The 17,588-nt window shown below is 46.6% G+C and carries 14 protein-coding genes, 1 tRNA gene and 1 pseudogene; 10 read left to right on the top strand and 6 right to left on the bottom strand.

What is annotated here, in order from left to right; genetic code table 11:
* The first annotated feature begins 225 nt into the window (after positions 1–225).
* Entirely contained in the window at positions 226–1,071 is an 846-nt protein-coding gene (locus M2387_RS17475; protein WP_259051218.1) for a DUF1460 domain-containing protein, read from the top strand.
* 149 nt (positions 1,072–1,220) lie between these two features.
* On the opposite strand, the gene folB is transcribed toward M2387_RS17475, so the two are convergent.
* Positions 1,221–1,589 (bottom strand): bifunctional dihydroneopterin aldolase/7,8-dihydroneopterin epimerase, encoded by a 369-nt coding sequence (gene folB / locus M2387_RS17470; protein WP_259051545.1) that lies wholly within the window; start codon positions 1,587–1,589, stop codon positions 1,221–1,223.
* 106 nt (positions 1,590–1,695) lie between these two features.
* Between folB and plsY the strand changes: the two genes are divergently transcribed.
* On the top strand, positions 1,696–2,334 hold the full coding sequence (gene plsY, locus M2387_RS17465; protein ID WP_259051216.1) for a glycerol-3-phosphate 1-O-acyltransferase PlsY: 639 nt from the start codon (positions 1,696–1,698) through the stop codon (positions 2,332–2,334).
* Between the two features lie 79 nt (positions 2,335–2,413).
* On the opposite strand, the gene tsaD is transcribed toward plsY, so the two are convergent.
* Positions 2,414–3,427 (bottom strand): tRNA (adenosine(37)-N6)-threonylcarbamoyltransferase complex transferase subunit TsaD, encoded by a 1,014-nt coding sequence (tsaD, locus tag M2387_RS17460; protein ID WP_259051214.1) that lies wholly within the window; start codon positions 3,425–3,427, stop codon positions 2,414–2,416.
* 242 nt (positions 3,428–3,669) lie between these two features.
* Between tsaD and rpsU the strand changes: the two genes are divergently transcribed.
* From rpsU to rpoD, 3 genes are all read left to right on the top strand, one after another.
* Positions 3,670–3,885: a 30S ribosomal protein S21 gene (gene rpsU / locus M2387_RS17455; protein ID WP_001144069.1), complete on the top strand. Its 216-nt coding sequence runs from the start codon at positions 3,670–3,672 to the stop codon at positions 3,883–3,885.
* 160 nt (positions 3,886–4,045) lie between these two features.
* Positions 4,046–5,791, top strand: coding sequence for a DNA primase (dnaG, locus tag M2387_RS17450; protein WP_259051212.1), 1,746 nt, complete (start codon positions 4,046–4,048; stop codon positions 5,789–5,791).
* 153 nt (positions 5,792–5,944) lie between these two features.
* Positions 5,945–7,789 carry an RNA polymerase sigma factor RpoD gene (gene rpoD, locus M2387_RS17445; protein ID WP_259051210.1) on the top strand — a complete coding sequence of 615 codons (1,845 nt, stop codon included), beginning with the start codon at positions 5,945–5,947 and terminating at the stop codon, positions 7,787–7,789.
* Between the two features lie 83 nt (positions 7,790–7,872).
* Here the strand turns inward: rpoD and mug are convergent, their stop codons facing one another.
* Complete coding sequence (gene mug, locus M2387_RS17440; protein WP_259051209.1) at positions 7,873–8,379, bottom strand: G/U mismatch-specific DNA glycosylase; 507 nt, start codon at positions 8,377–8,379, stop codon at positions 7,873–7,875.
* 123 nt (positions 8,380–8,502) lie between these two features.
* Between mug and M2387_RS17435 the strand changes: the two genes are divergently transcribed.
* Positions 8,503–8,579: transfer RNA gene (locus tag M2387_RS17435), tRNA-Ile, on the top strand.
* A gap of 210 nt (positions 8,580–8,789) precedes the next feature.
* Positions 8,790–8,948: a hypothetical protein gene (locus M2387_RS17430; RefSeq protein WP_259051208.1), complete on the top strand. Its 159-nt coding sequence runs from the start codon at positions 8,790–8,792 to the stop codon at positions 8,946–8,948.
* Here the strand turns inward: M2387_RS17430 and M2387_RS25830 are convergent.
* A pseudogene (locus tag M2387_RS25830) lies at positions 8,945–9,097 on the bottom strand (cell filamentation protein Fic); the annotation flags it as partial. The gene M2387_RS17430 and the pseudogene M2387_RS25830 sit on opposite strands and share 4 nt — an antisense overlap.
* A 126-nt stretch (positions 9,098–9,223) precedes the next feature.
* On the opposite strand from M2387_RS25830, the gene M2387_RS17425 reads away from it, so the two are divergent.
* The 3 genes from M2387_RS17425 (at position 9,224) to M2387_RS17415 (ending at position 11,483) form a co-directional block, all read left to right on the top strand.
* Positions 9,224–10,144, top strand: a complete 921-nt coding sequence (locus M2387_RS17425) for a formate/nitrite transporter family protein (RefSeq protein ID WP_259051207.1) — start codon at positions 9,224–9,226, stop codon at positions 10,142–10,144.
* Between the two features lie 319 nt (positions 10,145–10,463).
* Positions 10,464–11,030 carry a hypothetical protein gene (locus M2387_RS17420; protein WP_259051206.1) on the top strand — a complete coding sequence of 189 codons (567 nt, stop codon included), beginning with the start codon at positions 10,464–10,466 and terminating at the stop codon, positions 11,028–11,030.
* A 63-nt stretch (positions 11,031–11,093) separates the two neighbouring features.
* Positions 11,094–11,483 (top strand): hypothetical protein, encoded by a 390-nt coding sequence (locus M2387_RS17415; RefSeq protein ID WP_259051205.1) that lies wholly within the window; start codon positions 11,094–11,096, stop codon positions 11,481–11,483.
* A 130-nt stretch (positions 11,484–11,613) separates the two neighbouring features.
* Here M2387_RS17415 and M2387_RS17410 read toward each other — a convergent pair whose 3' ends face one another.
* Positions 11,614–15,531 (bottom strand): autotransporter outer membrane beta-barrel domain-containing protein, encoded by a 3,918-nt coding sequence (locus M2387_RS17410; RefSeq protein WP_259051204.1) that lies wholly within the window; start codon positions 15,529–15,531, stop codon positions 11,614–11,616.
* Between the two features lie 1,254 nt (positions 15,532–16,785).
* Positions 16,786–17,520 (bottom strand): phosphatase, encoded by a 735-nt coding sequence (locus tag M2387_RS17405; RefSeq protein WP_259051203.1) that lies wholly within the window; start codon positions 17,518–17,520, stop codon positions 16,786–16,788.
* Positions 17,521–17,588: the final 68 nt, after the last annotated feature.

Raw genomic sequence — 17,588 nt, 5'->3', positions numbered from 1 at the left:
TACAACACCTCTCACTTTGCATTTAAATATATTATATTTCACGCCTAACACCCATTCACATTACATATATCCCCGCAATACATTTTTATAAAAAACGCTACAAACACAGAATAATAGTTGTACTTACTTCATAAGTGTTTTGAAATGAAAACTTATTCGTTTCACTCTGAAAAATATCCAGTGAAATTCAGGAAATATATCTTAGGACGAGCTACGGAGAGCAGCATGCAAAAATTAGTTTTCCTCATAATTATCTTTGCACTCTCAATAGAATGTCGCTTTCAGGAACCTATTATAGCGGCAGCATCACAGAAAAAAGAACCCGTTATTATTCCTGAAACCACAAACATTGACGCTTATACATTACACAAAATCAACACCATAATACAGAGTATATCAAACGATGAATTACTGAGTCAGAGTAAAAAAATATCACTGATCTCAGAAAAATTTCTCGGCACGCCTTACCAGAGTAATACGCTTGATGGCTCAGATATAAAACCAGAAAAATTGATAATAAATTTCAAAGGATTAGATTGCTTCACTTATCTGGACTATGTTGTTGCCTTACATATATCTCATTCACAGAATGATTTTTTAAAAAACATTATTAAAACGCGCTACATCGACGCTAATATTAGCTTTTATAACAGAAAACATTTTTTCACTGACTGGGCTAATCGTGAATATAAAATAGCTGAAGACATCACAACTCAACTAAGTCCACACACCGTAAAATGCGTTAAATCACTTAATCAAAAAACTAAAACTCAAAAATATCTTCCCGGAATTCCTGTTGTTTCACGAAGCATTAATTACATCCCCAGCTCGGCGATTAATACTACGCTAATCAGTAAATTGAAGTCAGGCGATCTTATTGGTATTTATACACCATTACCAGGACTGGATGTCACTCATGTTGGTTTTTTTCTTACTACCGAAAAAGGTCCTGTATTTCGTCACGCCTCGTCTTCAAAAGATAATCAGCTGGTAGTAGACAGCCCCTTAATGCCTTATTTATTAAAAACACCAGGAATTATTATACTAAGATTGAAATCGCCCTCTTCGTAATATTTTTTATGGTTAATAAAATAATACAGCTATTTACAATATGAATTATAGGTCAAGAAATAATCCTGCTCTGCGCAGGATTAGTTTCTATGGTATGTATCCAGCGCTGGCGTCACAGTAAGGGAGCCTCAGTCAGCACAGGGCAATGCTTATCGGTGTGCCAGCGGGCGCTGTCCACGCTCAATTATCACGCCAACATTAGCAGCCTGAGCAACCGCCCCAGGTTTACTGACCTTGATACGAACCCAAGGGGAGTTAAATTTCGCCAGCAGAATTTGCGCCAGTTCTTCGGCTACACGTTCAACCAAGGCAAAACGCCCATCACGTACATGTGCTATCACGGTTTCACTCACATCAGCATAGCTTAAGCAGTCCTCAACCTTATCGCTGGCTGCCGCCGGGCGGTTGTCCCATGCCATTTCTAAATCGAACACCAGTTTCTGTTGAATCTGTTGTTCCCAGTCATAAACACCGATAGTGGTAATCACTGTAAGTTGTTCTATAAACACAATATCCATTATCTCTGCCTTGTTTTTAGCGGTGCCGGATACCACTTCCGACGAAATATGCGTATTATCCACAGATGCAGAGAAGACTTCGACACTTTCAAAATGGAACAGCATTATGAGTGCAATCGCGCCGGGTATGATTCTCATCGCGTATCTCTGCGGCTCAATATCAAGCGCCATTCTGGTTTGCCGTATTGCCGGTCTCCCCGATCCACGCGAGAGCGGTTCTGGTAATCCCGGAGCGACCAATGTTTTACGTATTGGTGGTAAAGGCGCGGCCGTAGCGGTACTAATTTTTGATGTTCTGAAAGGTATGCTTCCCGTCTGGGCAGCTTATGCTCTGGGGGTTCCACCCTTCTGGCTGGGCCTGGTGGCTATCGCCGCCTGTATGGGACACATCTGGCCAGTATTCTTTAAATTCCGCGGAGGTAAAGGCGTTGCGACAGCTTTTGGTGCCATAGCGCCTATCGGCTGGGACTTAACCGGCGTGATGGCCGTAACCTGGATACTTAGCGTGCTGCTCAGCGGCTATTCTTCCTTGGGAGCCATTATCAGCGCCCTGATTGCCCCGTTTTATGTCTGGTGGTTTAAACCACAGTTCACTTTCCCTGTTGCCATGCTTTCTTGCCTGATACTGCTGCGTCATCACGACAATATTCAACGCCTGTTCCGCGGGCAGGAGAATAAAATCTGGCCCAGACTACGGCGCAAAAAGAAATCAGAAGCAGAAGCGGATGAAGTAAAAAAAGAATAACGGGGCCATTGTTGAACTGCTGAGTGAACAGAGAATAGTCCTATCTCTGTTCGCTCAGCAGTCAATGAAGTGCTATCAGTCAGGCTGGTGGCAGCTCGGCCAAAGGCCAGCGAGGCCTGACCGTCACACTCAATTCACCCACCGTGCCTGCTTTGAGGCGGATCATTCCGGCGTAAGCAATCATCGCCCCATTATCGGTACAAAATTCCGGACGAGCATAAAACACTTCCCCACGACGTTTTGCCATCATTTCTTTCAGTTTTGCACGCAGGGTTCGGTTAGCGCTGACCCCACCGGCGATAACTAAACGACTGAATCCGGTCTGATCGAGGGCGCGCTTACATTTAATCGCCAGAGTATCAACAACCGCATCTTCAAATGCACGGGCGATATCAGCCTGAGTCTGAGGATCTGCATCGTTTTCACGAATCGTGTTCGCTGCAAAGGTTTTTAAGCCTGAGAAACTGAAATCAAGACCAGGCCTGTCTGTCATCGGTCGAGGGAAGGTGAACCGCCCTGGAGTGCCCTGTGCTGCCATTTTTGACAACAAAGGCCCGCCTGGATAGTCCAGTCCCAGCAGTTTAGCTGTTTTATCAAAAGCTTCACCTGCTGCATCATCGACAGATTCACCTAATAGCTCATAGTGACCGATCCCCGTGACGCTAATCAGCTGCGTATGGCCGCCTGACACTAACAGAGCCACAAAAGGAAAATCTGGCGGTGTCTCTTCCAGCATCGGCGCGAGCAGATGACCTTCCATATGATGCACAGGAACGGCAGGTACATCCCAGGCAAAAGCCAGTGAACGTCCAATAGTTGCCCCAACCAGCAGTGCTCCCACCAGACCCGGACCTGCCGTATAGGCGACACCATCAATGTCACTGGCACATAATCCGGCCTCTTTTAACGCCGCCTGAATAAGCGGTACCGTTTTACGGACATGATCGCGCGAAGCCAGCTCTGGAACCACACCACCGTAATCAGCATGCAGTTTTACCTGGCTGTACAGCTGATTCGACAGCAAACCTACTTCATCGTCATAAATCGCGATACCTGTTTCATCACAGGATGTTTCAATACCTAATACACGCATGGCTTTTACCTCGTTGACCCGTCGCGAAGTTTAAGCTGACCGAGACTCTTTGTAAAACGTTGCTGCCTATCGCGTTGTATATGGTGTATACTCTCGCCCCTGGAAGATATCGGCCTTAAAAGGCGGGTTTATCGCGTTCGGTGCTTTACATTGCGGCAAGAGTTGCAGTAAAATTCCGCACCATTTTGAATTAGCTGGCACGTAGGCCAGCGGCAAACCGAATTATTAAAGGTGAGAGTTACATGCCGGTAATTAAAGTACGTGAAAACGAGCCGTTCGACGTAGCACTGCGTCGCTTCAAACGTTCTTGTGAAAAAGCAGGTGTTCTGGCGGAAGTTCGTCGTCGTGAGTTCTATGAAAAACCAACGACTGAGCGTAAACGCGCTAAAGCTTCTGCTGTGAAACGTCACGCGAAGAAATTGGCTCGCGAAAACGCACGCCGCACTCGTCTGTACTAGTCTTCTGAGGATTTAATCCTCATAACAGACAGAGTAGTAGTTATAAAGGCCGTGCTTCCGTAAGGAATGCGCGGCTTATTCTCGTTTATACACACTGACATATCCTTGAGCTTTCAGAATGCTGTTATCTGAGAGATGACGGATATAGCATATGGGGCCTATGGCTGGACGAATTCCGCGTGTTTTTATCAATGACCTGATTGCACGCACCGACATCATTGATTTAATTGATGTTCGTGTGAAGCTAAAGAAGCAGGGTAAAAACTATCATGCGTGTTGCCCATTCCATAACGAAAAAACCCCCTCTTTCACCGTAAATGGTGAAAAACAGTTTTATCACTGCTTCGGCTGTGGTGCTCACGGTAATGCCCTCGATTTTTTGATGAACTACGACAAACTCGATTTTGTCGAGAGTGTTGAAGAACTCGCGACCATGCATAACCTGGAGATCCCTTACGAAGCAGGCAATGGTCCCAGTCAGATTGAGCGTCATCAGCGACAAACTTTGTATCAATTGATGACCGGTTTGAATGAGTTTTATCAGCAATCGTTAAAACTGCAGCAGGCCGATAAGGCTCGTCAGTATCTTTCAGCTCGCGGATTAAGTGCTGAGGTTATCGCCCGTTTTGCTATCGGTTATGCGCCGGCAGGCTGGGATAACGTCCTCAAGCGTTTCGGAGGCGATACTGAAAACCGTCAGTCACTAACGGATGCAGGTATGCTGGTCACTAACGATCAGGGCCGTTGCTATGACAGATTTCGCGAACGAGTCATGTTCCCGATACGTGACAAGCGAGGCAGGGTTATTGGTTTTGGTGGACGTGTGCTGGGTGATGCTCAGCCTAAATATCTGAACTCACCAGAAACTGAAATTTTTCATAAAGGTCGCCAGTTATATGGTCTTTATGAGGCCCAGCAAAGTCAGCCGGAACCGGCTCGACTGCTTGTTGTCGAAGGGTATATGGATGTGGTGGCTCTGGCGCAATATGGCATTTCTTATGCCGTCGCTTCGCTAGGAACAGCCACAACAGCCGATCATATCCAGCTTCTGTTCCGGGCCACAGACAATGTTATCTGTTGTTATGACGGCGACAGAGCAGGACGTGATGCAGCATGGCGTGCGCTGGAAACAGCATTACCCTTTATGACAGACGGTCGTCAGTTACGCTTTATGTTTCTGCCTGACGGCGAAGACCCGGATACTCTGGTTCGCAAGGAAGGCAAAGCGGCTTTTGAGGCGCGAGTAGAGCAAGCTCAACCGCTTTCAACGTTCTTATTTAACAGCCTGTTACCCCAGGTTGATTTGAGTACCCCGGACGGTACTGCGCGTTTGAGTACGCTGGCATTACCCTTGATAGGGCAAGTTCCCGGTGAAACGTTACGTATTTATCTGCGCCAGGAACTTGGTAATAAACTCGGTATCTTAGACGATAACCAGCTAGAGAAATTGTTGCCTAAAAATGCAGAAAGCACTTTTTCTCGCCCGGTTCCGCAGCTAAAACGCACAACCATGCGTATACTTATAGGGTTATTAATACAAAACCCTGAGTTAGCACAACGGGTACCGTCGCTAAATGGACTTGATACTCAGAAACTTCCTGGTCTGGAGCTTTTTATTGAATTGGTCAATACCTGTCTGGCCCAGCCAGGAGTGACCACCGGACAGCTTCTTGAGCAATATCGCGGTAAAAATGAAGCAGCAACCCTTGAAAAACTCTCAACTTGGGACGATATAGCAGATAGGGACATTGCTGAACAAACCTTTACCGACTCACTGAACCATATGTTTGACTCAGTGCTGGAATTAAGATTGTCAGAATTAATCGCACGTTCTCGTACCGGTGGACTTACCCCGTCAGAGCGTGAAGAGGTTCGTGTGATAACCGAATCTCGCGCCAGAAAGTAAAATTTGCGGCTTTACTGCCGAATATTAATCGGGTTAAACCCGAACGCCGCACAGACGGGCTGCGGCAATAAAATAAATCAGCCCTCGTAACGCTATTGTTGGTGGCAATCTCTACCAACACAAACCTTAATACTGAAGTGTGGATACCGTCTTATGGAGCAAAACCCGCAGTCACAGCTTAAGCTTCTTGTCCAGCGTGGGAAGGAGCAAGGCTATCTGACCTATGCCGAGGTCAATGACCATCTGCCGGAAGATATCGTCGACTCAGATCAGATCGAAGATATCATCCAAATGATCAACGACATGGGCATTCAGGTAATGGAAGAAGCCCCTGATGCCGATGATTTGTTGCTTGCTGAAAATTCTAACAGCACCGATGAAGACGCGGAAGAAGCCGCAGCACAAGTGCTGTCAAGCGTAGAGTCTGAAATTGGACGTACTACGGATCCTGTGCGCATGTATATGCGTGAAATGGGTACCGTTGAGCTGTTAACCCGTGAGGGTGAAATCGATATCGCTAAGCGTATCGAGGATGGTATCAACCAGGTACAGTGCTCCGTTGCTGAATATCCTGAAGCCATTACATATTTGCTTGAGCAGTACGATCGCGTTGAAGCAGAAGAAGCGCGTCTTTCTGACCTGATCACTGGCTTTGTTGACCCTAATGCTGAAGAAGACTTAGCGCCAACAGCCACTCACGTCGGTTCTGAATTGTCCCAGGAAGAAATGGACGATGACGAAGATGAAGACGAAGAATCTGACGATGATAGCTCCGATGACGACAACAGCATCGATCCTGAATTAGCACGTGAGAAATTCGGTGATTTGCGTCGGCAGTATGAGCTGGCTCGTGACACCATCAAGGCTAAAGGTCGTAGCCATGCTGATGCCGCGGCAGAGATCCTTCAGCTCTCCGAAGTGTTCAAACAGTTCCGTTTAGTACCGAAACAGTTTGATTACTTGGTTAACAGCATGCGTGTCATGATGGATCGCGTTCGTACTCAAGAACGTCTGATCATGAAGATGTGTGTTGAACAGTGCAAAATGCCGAAGAAAAACTTCATTACACTGTTCACCGGCAATGAAACCAGCGAAACCTGGTTCAAAGCAGCTATCGCCATGAACAAACCATGGTCTGAGAAACTGCACGACGTCTCTGAAGATGTATTGCGTAGCCTGCAAAAGCTGCAAAATATTGAAGAAGAAACCGGTCTGACTATTGAGCAGGTCAAAGATATCAACCGTCGTATGTCTATCGGAGAAGCGAAAGCTCGCCGTGCGAAGAAAGAGATGGTTGAAGCAAACTTACGTCTGGTTATTTCTATCGCTAAGAAATACACCAACCGTGGTCTGCAGTTCCTCGACTTGATTCAGGAAGGTAACATCGGCCTGATGAAAGCGGTTGATAAGTTTGAATACCGTCGTGGTTACAAATTCTCAACCTATGCAACCTGGTGGATCCGTCAGGCGATTACCCGTTCTATCGCTGACCAGGCGCGTACTATCCGTATCCCGGTACATATGATTGAGACTATCAACAAGCTCAACCGTATTTCCCGTCAGATGCTGCAAGAGATGGGCCGTGAACCGACACCGGAAGAACTGGCTGAGCGTATGCTGATGCCAGAAGACAAGATCCGTAAAGTGCTGAAAATTGCTAAAGAGCCTATCTCCATGGAAACACCAATTGGTGACGATGAAGATTCGCATCTGGGTGATTTTATCGAGGATACCACCCTTGAGCTGCCGCTGGATTCTGCTACTTCTGAAAGCCTGCGTTCTGCTACCCATGACGTTCTGGCTGGCCTGACCGCACGTGAAGCTAAGGTTCTGCGTATGCGTTTTGGTATCGATATGAACACTGACCATACTCTGGAAGAGGTTGGTAAGCAGTTCGACGTTACCCGTGAACGTATTCGTCAGATCGAAGCGAAAGCACTGCGTAAACTGCGTCACCCAAGCCGCTCAGAAGTATTGCGTAGCTTCCTGGACGACTAATTCGCCCGGACACTGCTGAGTAAAACTCAGCAGCAATCAGGCCTGACCCGGCATCCACCGGCTCAGGCCTTTTTTTTTGCCCCTTATCGCCCACGAGCAACTAGCGAGGCTTCAAGCTCCTGATAAGAAGCAACCAGCTGGTCAAGCGTGGACCGATTCAACCCACTAGGGTTCGGCAATACCCAGACCTCCGTCTCACCAATCAGTATCGACTGCTTACCCCATTTAGCCCCACGCTGATTAAACGCCTGCTCAAATGCCTGCTTACCGAGAATAGCGAGCACGCCCGGCTGATAGTCCAGCATCTTCTGTGCCAGCTCCTGACCACCCGCACGTAACTCCGCCAGCCTGACCTCACTTGCCTGCACCGTAGGCCGTTCCACCAGCATTGTGATGCCACAGCGGGTATCCAGAAGCTGCTGCTCTTCTTCAGGGGCCAGCAAACGCTGAGTAAACCCGGCCTGATAAATTACCTTCCAGAACCGATTTCCCGGATGAGCAAAATGAAACCCGGTATGCGCCGAAGATTTACCCGGATTGATACCACAGAACACCACCCGTAACTCAGGTGCTAAAATATCGCTAATCATGACCCTTTCCTTAAACCTCTGCGCATAAAGTATAAGATTCTGATTCTACTTTGTTTATAAAATCAGCAGATGAACACGAAGCACTGGATCGCCGCTGTCAGTTACATTATAATCCTGCCCCACGGCCCCTTAGCTCAGTTGGTTAGAGCACGCGACTCATAATCGCTTGGTCGCTGGTTCAAGTCCAGCAGGGGCCACCAAATTTTAGCTGATTAATCAGTACATTAAGCCACTTCTTGCGAAGTGGCTTTTTTGTTGTCTGAGTTTTGAGTGGCGATGAAATGGCTCTATAACATCAAGTCAATGGCCCGAAGACACCCCAGGTCAAATCCGAGCTAACAGAAGTATTCTTGTGAGCATTATCACTTCATACTAGAATAAGACACAAAATAAACGGGAATGCACTTCCTATGAAAAAGAACACAACTCATAGCCAAGTAACCAGAGCACAAATCTACCGTTCTGTTGCCAGCTCAACCGCCATTGAAACAGGTGTTTCTGTACAAAAGATTGAGCAGCAACTCAAACAAAATCAGGCACAGGCAAAAGCCGTTGGCTTAGCTAGTTAGTCTGGCAAAATATCACTCAGCAACTGCATCATAGGGTTATAGTTCCCTGATATTCCCGCCTGTATTGCCTTAAAGTAAAACGCCTTATGTTCATCCCATAAGCTGTAATCCAGTAAGCCACTTCCTGCCAGAACCAAGGGTACGTAACAAAATCTGGGTCTCTGATTTAGCCTCTGAACTTACAGACATTTCCTAACGTAAACGCTCATGTTCCAGGCTAAATCTTTTCACTACACTTAATTATTTATAGTGACTTTTTTGAGGAAATTATAAATATGAAAAACAATAACGATGACAAAGAAGTCAAAAGTGAAGAGAGCGAACGTGGAGAAGAGATAGAGGTTGACGAGGAAAAGCTGCCCTCCGTCGCCGCAGCGATTCATGAACAAATCCGCATGGAAGGTGAAAAAGAGCTGGAGCGGGACGGAATGGCTCTGCTGCTGTCAGCCACGGCGGCCGGCATTTCCATGGGTGCCTCGCTAATGGCAAAAGGGATTTTCCAGGTCAACCTGCATGATGTGCCCGGCGGATTTCTGCTGGAAAACCTCGGATATACTTTCGGTTTTATTATCGTCATTATGGCCCGGCAACAGCTGTTTACTGAAAACACGGTGACGGCAGTATTACCGATTATGCATAAGCCTTCCGTCGGCAATCTGCTGCTGTTGATGAGGCTGTGGGGACTGGTGTTACTGGGAAATCTGATCGGTACCGCGATAGCCTCACTGGCATTTATCCATCTCCCTATTTTTGACGACGCCACCCGGTCAGCTTTCGTTAACATCAGCATGAAGGTCATGGAGAATCCACCTGATGAGATGTTTGCTAACGCTATCGTTTCTGGCTGGATTATTGCCACCATGGTCTGGATGCTCCCTTCAGCCGGGGCGGCCAAAATTTGGGTCATTATCCTGATGACCTGGCTCGTTGGGCTGGGCGATTTAGCACATATCGTTATTGGTTCAGTAGAGATTTTTTATCTGATCTTCAACGGTGATATCCCGTGGCAAGACTTTATCTGGCCCTTCGCTATTCCTACGCTGGTGGGAAATATAATTGGTGGAACCTTTATTTTTGCCCTGATAAGCCATGCGCAAATCCGTAACGATATGCGTAATAAACAGCGAGCTGAAGCGAAGGCTCGGGAAAAACGTCAAAAGCGTAAATCTGAGCAGAAAAAAGATAATATCGATTAAGACGTTACATTCCCTTTCCGAACCTTCATAAAAAAAGCGCCTTTTCTGAACTGCATCCCATAAAGTTGGACAGTTTATATTAGGCAGCTTTGGAGAGGGTTTGTTTTTCTGATAGTCAGTACCGAAAAATGCCACGCCAAGTTTTGTCCTACTACGTATGAACATTGATGAACGTGTCAAAATATCTTCGAAAAGGACAATTTAAAAAGTCTTAAACGAATGATGCGTTGTTAGCGGCCGCAAATCATATGTTGTCTAAATTCAGTACATTTTACTGTTATACAATGCTTTTCCAAGGATTTAATAAGTAAGGGCTGCCATGGGAACGGCACATGAACATAGAGAAAAAAGAGAAATCGCGCTAAGTCTGGCAAATGCCGGGTTTGTTGAAGCATTTCTCGGAGTATTACCGGTTGAGGATATTTTACTGGACAGAATTGCCCCGGAACACTGGTCCATAGTTAATCCTACCTGGCGAAACCATCCTGAACGAAAACATCTGAAGGTCGATTTAAATTGGCTGCGGCAGCGTAACAAAAGACGAGACAAGTTGGATGTGAGTATCTGGTGCGGCGAATACCTTTGCGGCCTGTTTCTCGCCAAGTTATCCCGAAAACGCGTTAATGTTGCGCTAAGATTCTTGGAGTCTAATCCAAATGATACACCACTCAGTGGATACATGATCCCACTTGGACTCATCATTGCAGAAAGTTTCGCCCACGCTTATGGTGCGAAAGAAGTGATGGTCAGTCAGCCGGACAAACTACTCATCCCCCTATACCGTGAGCAGGGTTTTGAGCTAATCCCGGCAGACCAGTCGCGCGAAAAGCGTTCCTGTAATATTCGCGCTAAAGTTCTGGTCAAAAAGCTGATGGATACTGAATGAGTATTTAATGAACAGTTATGGTATTATTCTTCCAGAGGTCGCGATGAGAGGCGGGGTGAAAATATGGCAAAAGCGAAAAGTAAGATGCCTGCAAATGAAAAAGTTGTAGTCTCTGCCCACATAGAAAATGGAGCGAAAGTGCAGTCACTCACTCTTGACGATTTCACCAGCGAATACCGCGAGGTGGTAAAAGAACTTCTGGTGCTGAAACGCAAAAATGCAGCCGGGGCGGCCAGTATCAATAATGCTACTCATGAAAATATTATTGAACAAGCGGTCATGCGTGTCGTACATGTGGGTCAGAAACAGCACATCGCTCCAGCCAAAGTCAGACAGATGGTCACAGGTAGTGCAGAGTCTGCACGCGGTCAGCAAAGCTGGCAGCCCCAGAAAGCTCTCGAACGTCGGACTGGAATGCTTGCTGGCCCTTCACGACTGCGCAAAATTGGCTAGATTAAACACGCTTCAATGCTTTTCTAGTTGTACTGACCTTATTAGAAAGAAGCCCTGACCGGAAGGCCAAGTCTTTGTCAGCAGCCTGAAGCGCCTTTTCAGGCGCTTTTTCTCTCACAACAGCCACAAATCAGAAGTTATATCTTCCCCCCAGAGAACCCTGGGTATCGCTGTAACTTTTATCACCCACCTGCTGAGTGACGCCGACCCACAGGTCGACATTTTTCGAGATATTGCCTTCAACGCCAGCTTTGAGTTCAGCAATATTACGGGTTCCCTGCGCTGATGAGGCGACGTCATCCATACGGACACCATACTGCTGAGTATTGTTCACCCAGTTCCCTTCAACAAAGGGCCTGAACTGACGTTCGGTGCCTTTATCCAGATGGCTCTGACCGCTGAGTGTCGCTTTCAGGCCCAGTCGAGTCTGTATATTGTCATTTCCATTACTCTGAACCACAGTACCGTTCGATTCGGTATGGCTTTTCGCTTTAACACCCATCCAGATAACCTGGGCTTTAGGCTGCAATTGCAAAGAGTTAATCATGCCATCACCAGAGTGATAACTGCCGACCGTGAAGGCATAGCCCCCTTCCAGAGAAGCAGTGACACCGCTACTCTTATAGCTTTCACTCTCTAAGTCGTTACCTGAAACGGTGTTATTGAACCAGTTGTACTGCAGCCAGGTATCGGCATACAGACCATTTTTATGCTGATCGTCCTGGAAGAACGTCCCATAGACACCGGTGCTGTAACCGTTGATCTCGCTTTTGGCATTATTCCCGGAGCTGTTATTCACCGTATTGCCCTGCTGATTGGCATAACCGGCCATCACGCCTAAGCGATAGCTGTCACTGCCGGTTTTGCTCCACTCGCTGATATCGCTGCCGATTTGCAATACATAACGATTAGCTTGTGTTTTGTTCTGCCCGTCATTCATGGCGAACCGCTGGTGTCCACCGACGTTACGCATCCACAGGCTGGTTGATTTTATCGTTCCGGTAGCGGCATCGATGTAACTGGTTTCTCCCGCACGGTCATTAAGTGAGAGATTAAACATGGTATTTGCGGCTATCAGGTTCGCGGTGTAGGCTCCCGCTTCCGGACGGTAATTGTCTTCATTGGTGAGTTTACTTGTCAGGTACCAGCTTTGAATATCCTGACCAGAGGCATCGCCTTTAATCAGGCTGTAATCATAGGCTCCCGCAACGATACGGCCTGACTGTGTAAACGCATTATCGGAAGATGTCCCCCAGACATCGATAAGCTCGATGCCATTGACCGTCTTCGCGCCTTGCCCGCCAAGATTGCTCACACTCACCGCTGTGCTACCTGTCGCATTTCCGGTGATAATCAGTTTGTCTGTCAGGCTATTATCTCTTTCAGCAACAAAGGCCATGTGGACCGTGCTTCCTGTGTCTCCAAACCAGTTACCGTTCTGGGTATATCTGTTACCCACGGTGCCATTACCGTTATTGATAAAAAGGGTGCCGCGATTGGTAATATCGCCGGTGACCGTCACCGATGCAGGTACCAACGCAACTCGCGCAGCGGGATTGACCGCAGCAGAGATATCCGCGAGCAGAATAGACCCCATATTAGTTAAGTTTTGCAGAACCTGGCTGGTTCCGTCGAGATTCAGCGTGGCGCCTTCAGCTATCGTGGTACTACTGCTGTTTGCGATAACGTTATTTGCAGAGGTTTTTAAAGTACCCGCGGTGATACTGGTGCTACCGGTATAAGTATTCTGGCCAGTCAGCGTCAGAGTACCATTCCCAGCGTTAGCCAGACTCCCGCTACCTGAGATAACATTGCCGTAAGTGAGTGCATCACCGCGGTTAAAGACCAGTGAGCCGTTATTCAGAATATTTCCGCTAACAGTCCCCGTACTTCCACCATTACCAAGCTGTAACGTACCTGAATTGATGGTGGTACCGCCGGTATAGGTGTTATCGCCAAGCAGCGTCAGAATGCCCTCACCAGACTTAGCAAAATTGCCGGTACCAGAGATAACGCTGCCGTAGGTGAGTGAATCGCTGCGGTTAAATACCAGTGAAGCGTTATTCAGAATATTGCCGCTAATCGCCCCCGCAGTGCCCCCACTTCCTATCTGCAACGTACCAGAATTCAGGATGGTCCCCCCCGTATAGGTGTTATCGCCAAGAAGCGTCAGAGTACCATTACCAGACTTCACAAAATTACCGCTGCCAGAGACTGCACCACTGTAAGTGAGTGAATCAATGCGGTTAAAGACCAGCGAACCGTTATTCAGAATATCACCGGTGACAGCCCCCGCGGTGCCACCATTACCTATCTGTAACGTACCGGAATTTATGGTAGTGGTGCCGGTATAGGTATTATTGTTCGTCAGCGTCAGAGTACCATTACCCGCCTGAACCAGATGCCCTGTACCAGAAATCACGTCGGCATAAGTGAGTGAATCACTGCGATTAAACACCAGGGAGCCGTTATTGAGGATATTTCCGATGACAGAGCCAGTGGTGCCGCCATTACCCAACTGTAATGTACCTGCACTCAGGGTAGTACCGCCGGTATAAGTATTATTATTTGTCAGAATAAGCGCTGCAGAGCCGGTTTTGATAAGTTCCCCGGAACCTGAGATAAGCCCGGTAACCGTCAACTTCTCAAGCGTTTGAAATGAACCGCTGCCATTAAGCAATATATCGCGCGCGGTGCTGAATTCACCGGTGTTTTGCAGTGTCCCGCCACCCAAAGTCAGCTGACTTCCTGTCGCTCCCAGGCTACCGTCACTCGATACTGACAGCGTGCCAGAATTAATAGTCCATGGGGTAAAGACGGTAGTTGTACCGGACAGGATCCAAGTCCCGCTACCTGTTTTTATATAGTTACTGAAGCCATAATACTGCTCGTTACCTGTCCAGGAGGTCGGTGATGACGATGCGATACTCCCCACTGAAAAACTACCGTCAGTATCCCCGCCTAAACTCAGCGTATCCCCACCATTACTGATGACATTTCCGACGAAGCTGTAGCCAGATTCAAGGGTAAGTACATTATTTCCGCCGGATAGCTCAATCGCGTTAGCCCGCGCGGTGCCGTCGCCCGCCAGCCCTCCAGAAATAATGCCCGATGTAGTAATCGAACTGGAACCAGAAGAAACGATGCCTGCTCCGCCAGCACCATAAGTGCCCGGCGTTCCATTCACGCCCTGAAGTCCGACTGAGCCAGTATTACCGCTGGCACCCGCTGTATTACTACTGCCTGCGGCCCCCCCACTCGCGCTGCCTGCAATACCTCCTTGTCCTCCAGTAATTGAGCCCTGATTGACGAGCTGAAAATTGCTTCCGGTCACCGCAGCCCCACCCGCGCCTCCGTTACCGGCTGTTCCACCATTACTGCCATTCCCTCCATTACCGGCGTTACCGGTATTATTTGCACCCTGCCCGCCTTGTCCTCCGGCACCGCCGAGCGCATCGCCTCCATTGCCTCCGGAACCACCCACAAGTGAGCCGCTATTGTTTACAGTGAATGTTGTTCCTGAAATCGCACTACCACCTGCCCCACCCATTCCCGCGACACCCGCCTGCCCGGCATCTGCTCCATTTCCGCCGTTTGCATTACTCCCTGATACAGCCGAGCCACCGTTGCCCCCGCTGCCACCATTAGCATTACCGCCGGCACCGCCCACGCCGCCAATCAGCGAATGACCTGTAGCAATAGTATTAGTGGAGTTTACTGAGGCTGAACCACCGGAACTTCCCACACCACCAGTAGCAGCATTACCGCCATCGGTTCCTCTTACACCTGGGTATCCCGGGTTCCCTTCAGTCTGACCATGACTCCCCGCGGCACCAGCTGTTGCAGAGGCATCTGTTCCCGCACTACCTGATATACCTTGTGTACAGTTAGCTGCGTTGCAATCAGCGGCCTGAGCAGAAAAAGCTGTCAGTCCAAATGTTATTGCCGTTGCACAAGCAAATGCTAATGGATGAATTCGAAACTGTAATGAATACAATAAAGAACCGTGATTTTTTTTATTAGAAACAATGCGGTGAACGTTGACCATAACAGTCCTTATATTAGCAAGTAGTCGCTTTTTTTGTGCGTAATTAGCACCCATAGAGTCTCTACGGTGCAATCCCAGGGCTTTGAAATATTTTGTGATGAGTGAAAAAAATAGTGAACACTCATTGCGAGCATATAGTCAGCACTCTATTTCATGACTGAGATAAAGACATAATAAATAGTACAGAGTTTAAAAAATGCAAATACTCAGGCATGTTACTGACCAATAAACATGTCGAAAAAAATTACTTTCCCTGGTGTTAACACATTCAATGAAACTGACAGAGACCCAGCTACCAGCATCATTGTAAAATATAAAGATATTTATTTATTTTTTTAACTGCCAATATTAAGATTTTTATTATACGTCTGGTGATATCAATTCACCTCCCTTCTATATCTTATTAGTATAAATTATTTTATTTATGAGTATTGTTATAAACCATCAACTGAAGATGTCCCGACACCAGCCGCCCTCTTTTAGAAACCCCTTAATCAGGTAAAAAAATCCGGCTACCTGATGATTTATAAAGGTTTTAACAAAAAAATCGATAGCAGAATATTTATTCAGTTATCATTGCCTGCCTGTAATATAAACAGTTTGCAGTGTGTTTTTTATCCCATCCTTGAAGGATTAATTTATTCCTGATTTTCAGCCTCAAAGAAATATTCAGTATTCAGGATAGATTCTTAGAATAAGTAGAACCGTTAAAGAGAATATCCATAACCTGATAATAGTAACCAAGCTAATTAAACCTATAGAAAATTTTCTTAGCTATTTTATTTTAAAGTTAAAAAATCATCTGTGGAAATGAAATGACACCTCAAAAAATTGAGAGCGCCATTTAAAATCTAAACATATGATAAAGCTATCGATATGATTTAAATTTTCTCGACTGTCTTTCTATAAGATAAACGATTAAGCAATATAATGCGCCAATGAAAAAAATGACGGAGATGCTTATTAATACAATGGTACTTATACTCATATTAATATCTCTCTTCAGAATTATTAATACATAGTAATTACCTTCCTGATAAAAAAAAGGATAACAGGCCTCAAAACTGTTCCATACCCCTCAGAATAAAATTTATTACTATTTTTTTGTGACTGCTACGATATTTTTCTTTTCATCGTCTACAAAGAAAATGAATCCCACTTAACCAACAAGTCTCCGGCTTCAGGCCGAGCGGATCCCAGCCCACCCAGACAGATTTGTGATGTCATAGACAGATAAAAAGTAGAATCAAAAGATTACAGGTGGCTGAACGCCTTTATCTCAGCCATTCCCTTAGACTGTAAGAAGTTCAGGATACGGCGCGGCGTGACATTGAGGATCCTGTCCTGAGGAAATTCAGTTATCTCTATGAGTTTCTGGCATTCAGTGAAATCACCGAGGCTAAAAGCACTGTGTGAATCTGTTCCCAGAGATAAAAACCCACCCTCATCCCGAACCGCTTCAATAATTTTAAGGCAGTTGGGTAAGCTCCCCTTTCGTGAATAAATAAATGAAGCATTATTCACTTCCAGCGCTACGTTATAGCGCCTGGCAGCTAAAACAACTGATTTGATATCAATTGGATACTCTGGATTTCCGGGATGACTGATGATGTGAACATGGCCGCTCGCCATCACGGAGAGAAGTGCATCAGTATGCGCAACAATATTTGCAGGGGCGAATACCTGCTTATGAAAACCAGCAATGATCAAGTCAAGAGAATCCCTCATCTTCCCGGTGCAGTCCGTTGTGCCATCGGGGCGAATATTAGCTTCAATCCCCCGTAATATCCCAACGTCATTGACGAGTCTTGGCAGAATACGCATGTTAGAAAAATGAAAAGCATGCGGGGCATCGACCATTTCAGGGCCATGGTCAGTGATGGCAATCAGCTTAAGATCCTTTTTAACGGCCTCAGAGATATAGTCATGAACTGTGCTATATGCATGCGTACTGGCAATGGTATGCATATGAAGATCAACAGGGTACATAACCACTCCTTTCTATTTACAGCCTTGAAAAAATGGCTCCTGAGCTTAATGACTCAAAGGAGCCGATT

Source organism: Klebsiella sp. BIGb0407, assembly GCF_024807845.1.
Classification (GTDB): domain Bacteria; phylum Pseudomonadota; class Gammaproteobacteria; order Enterobacterales; family Enterobacteriaceae; genus JGM124.
This window is presented reverse-complemented; position numbering and strand designations above follow the sequence as displayed.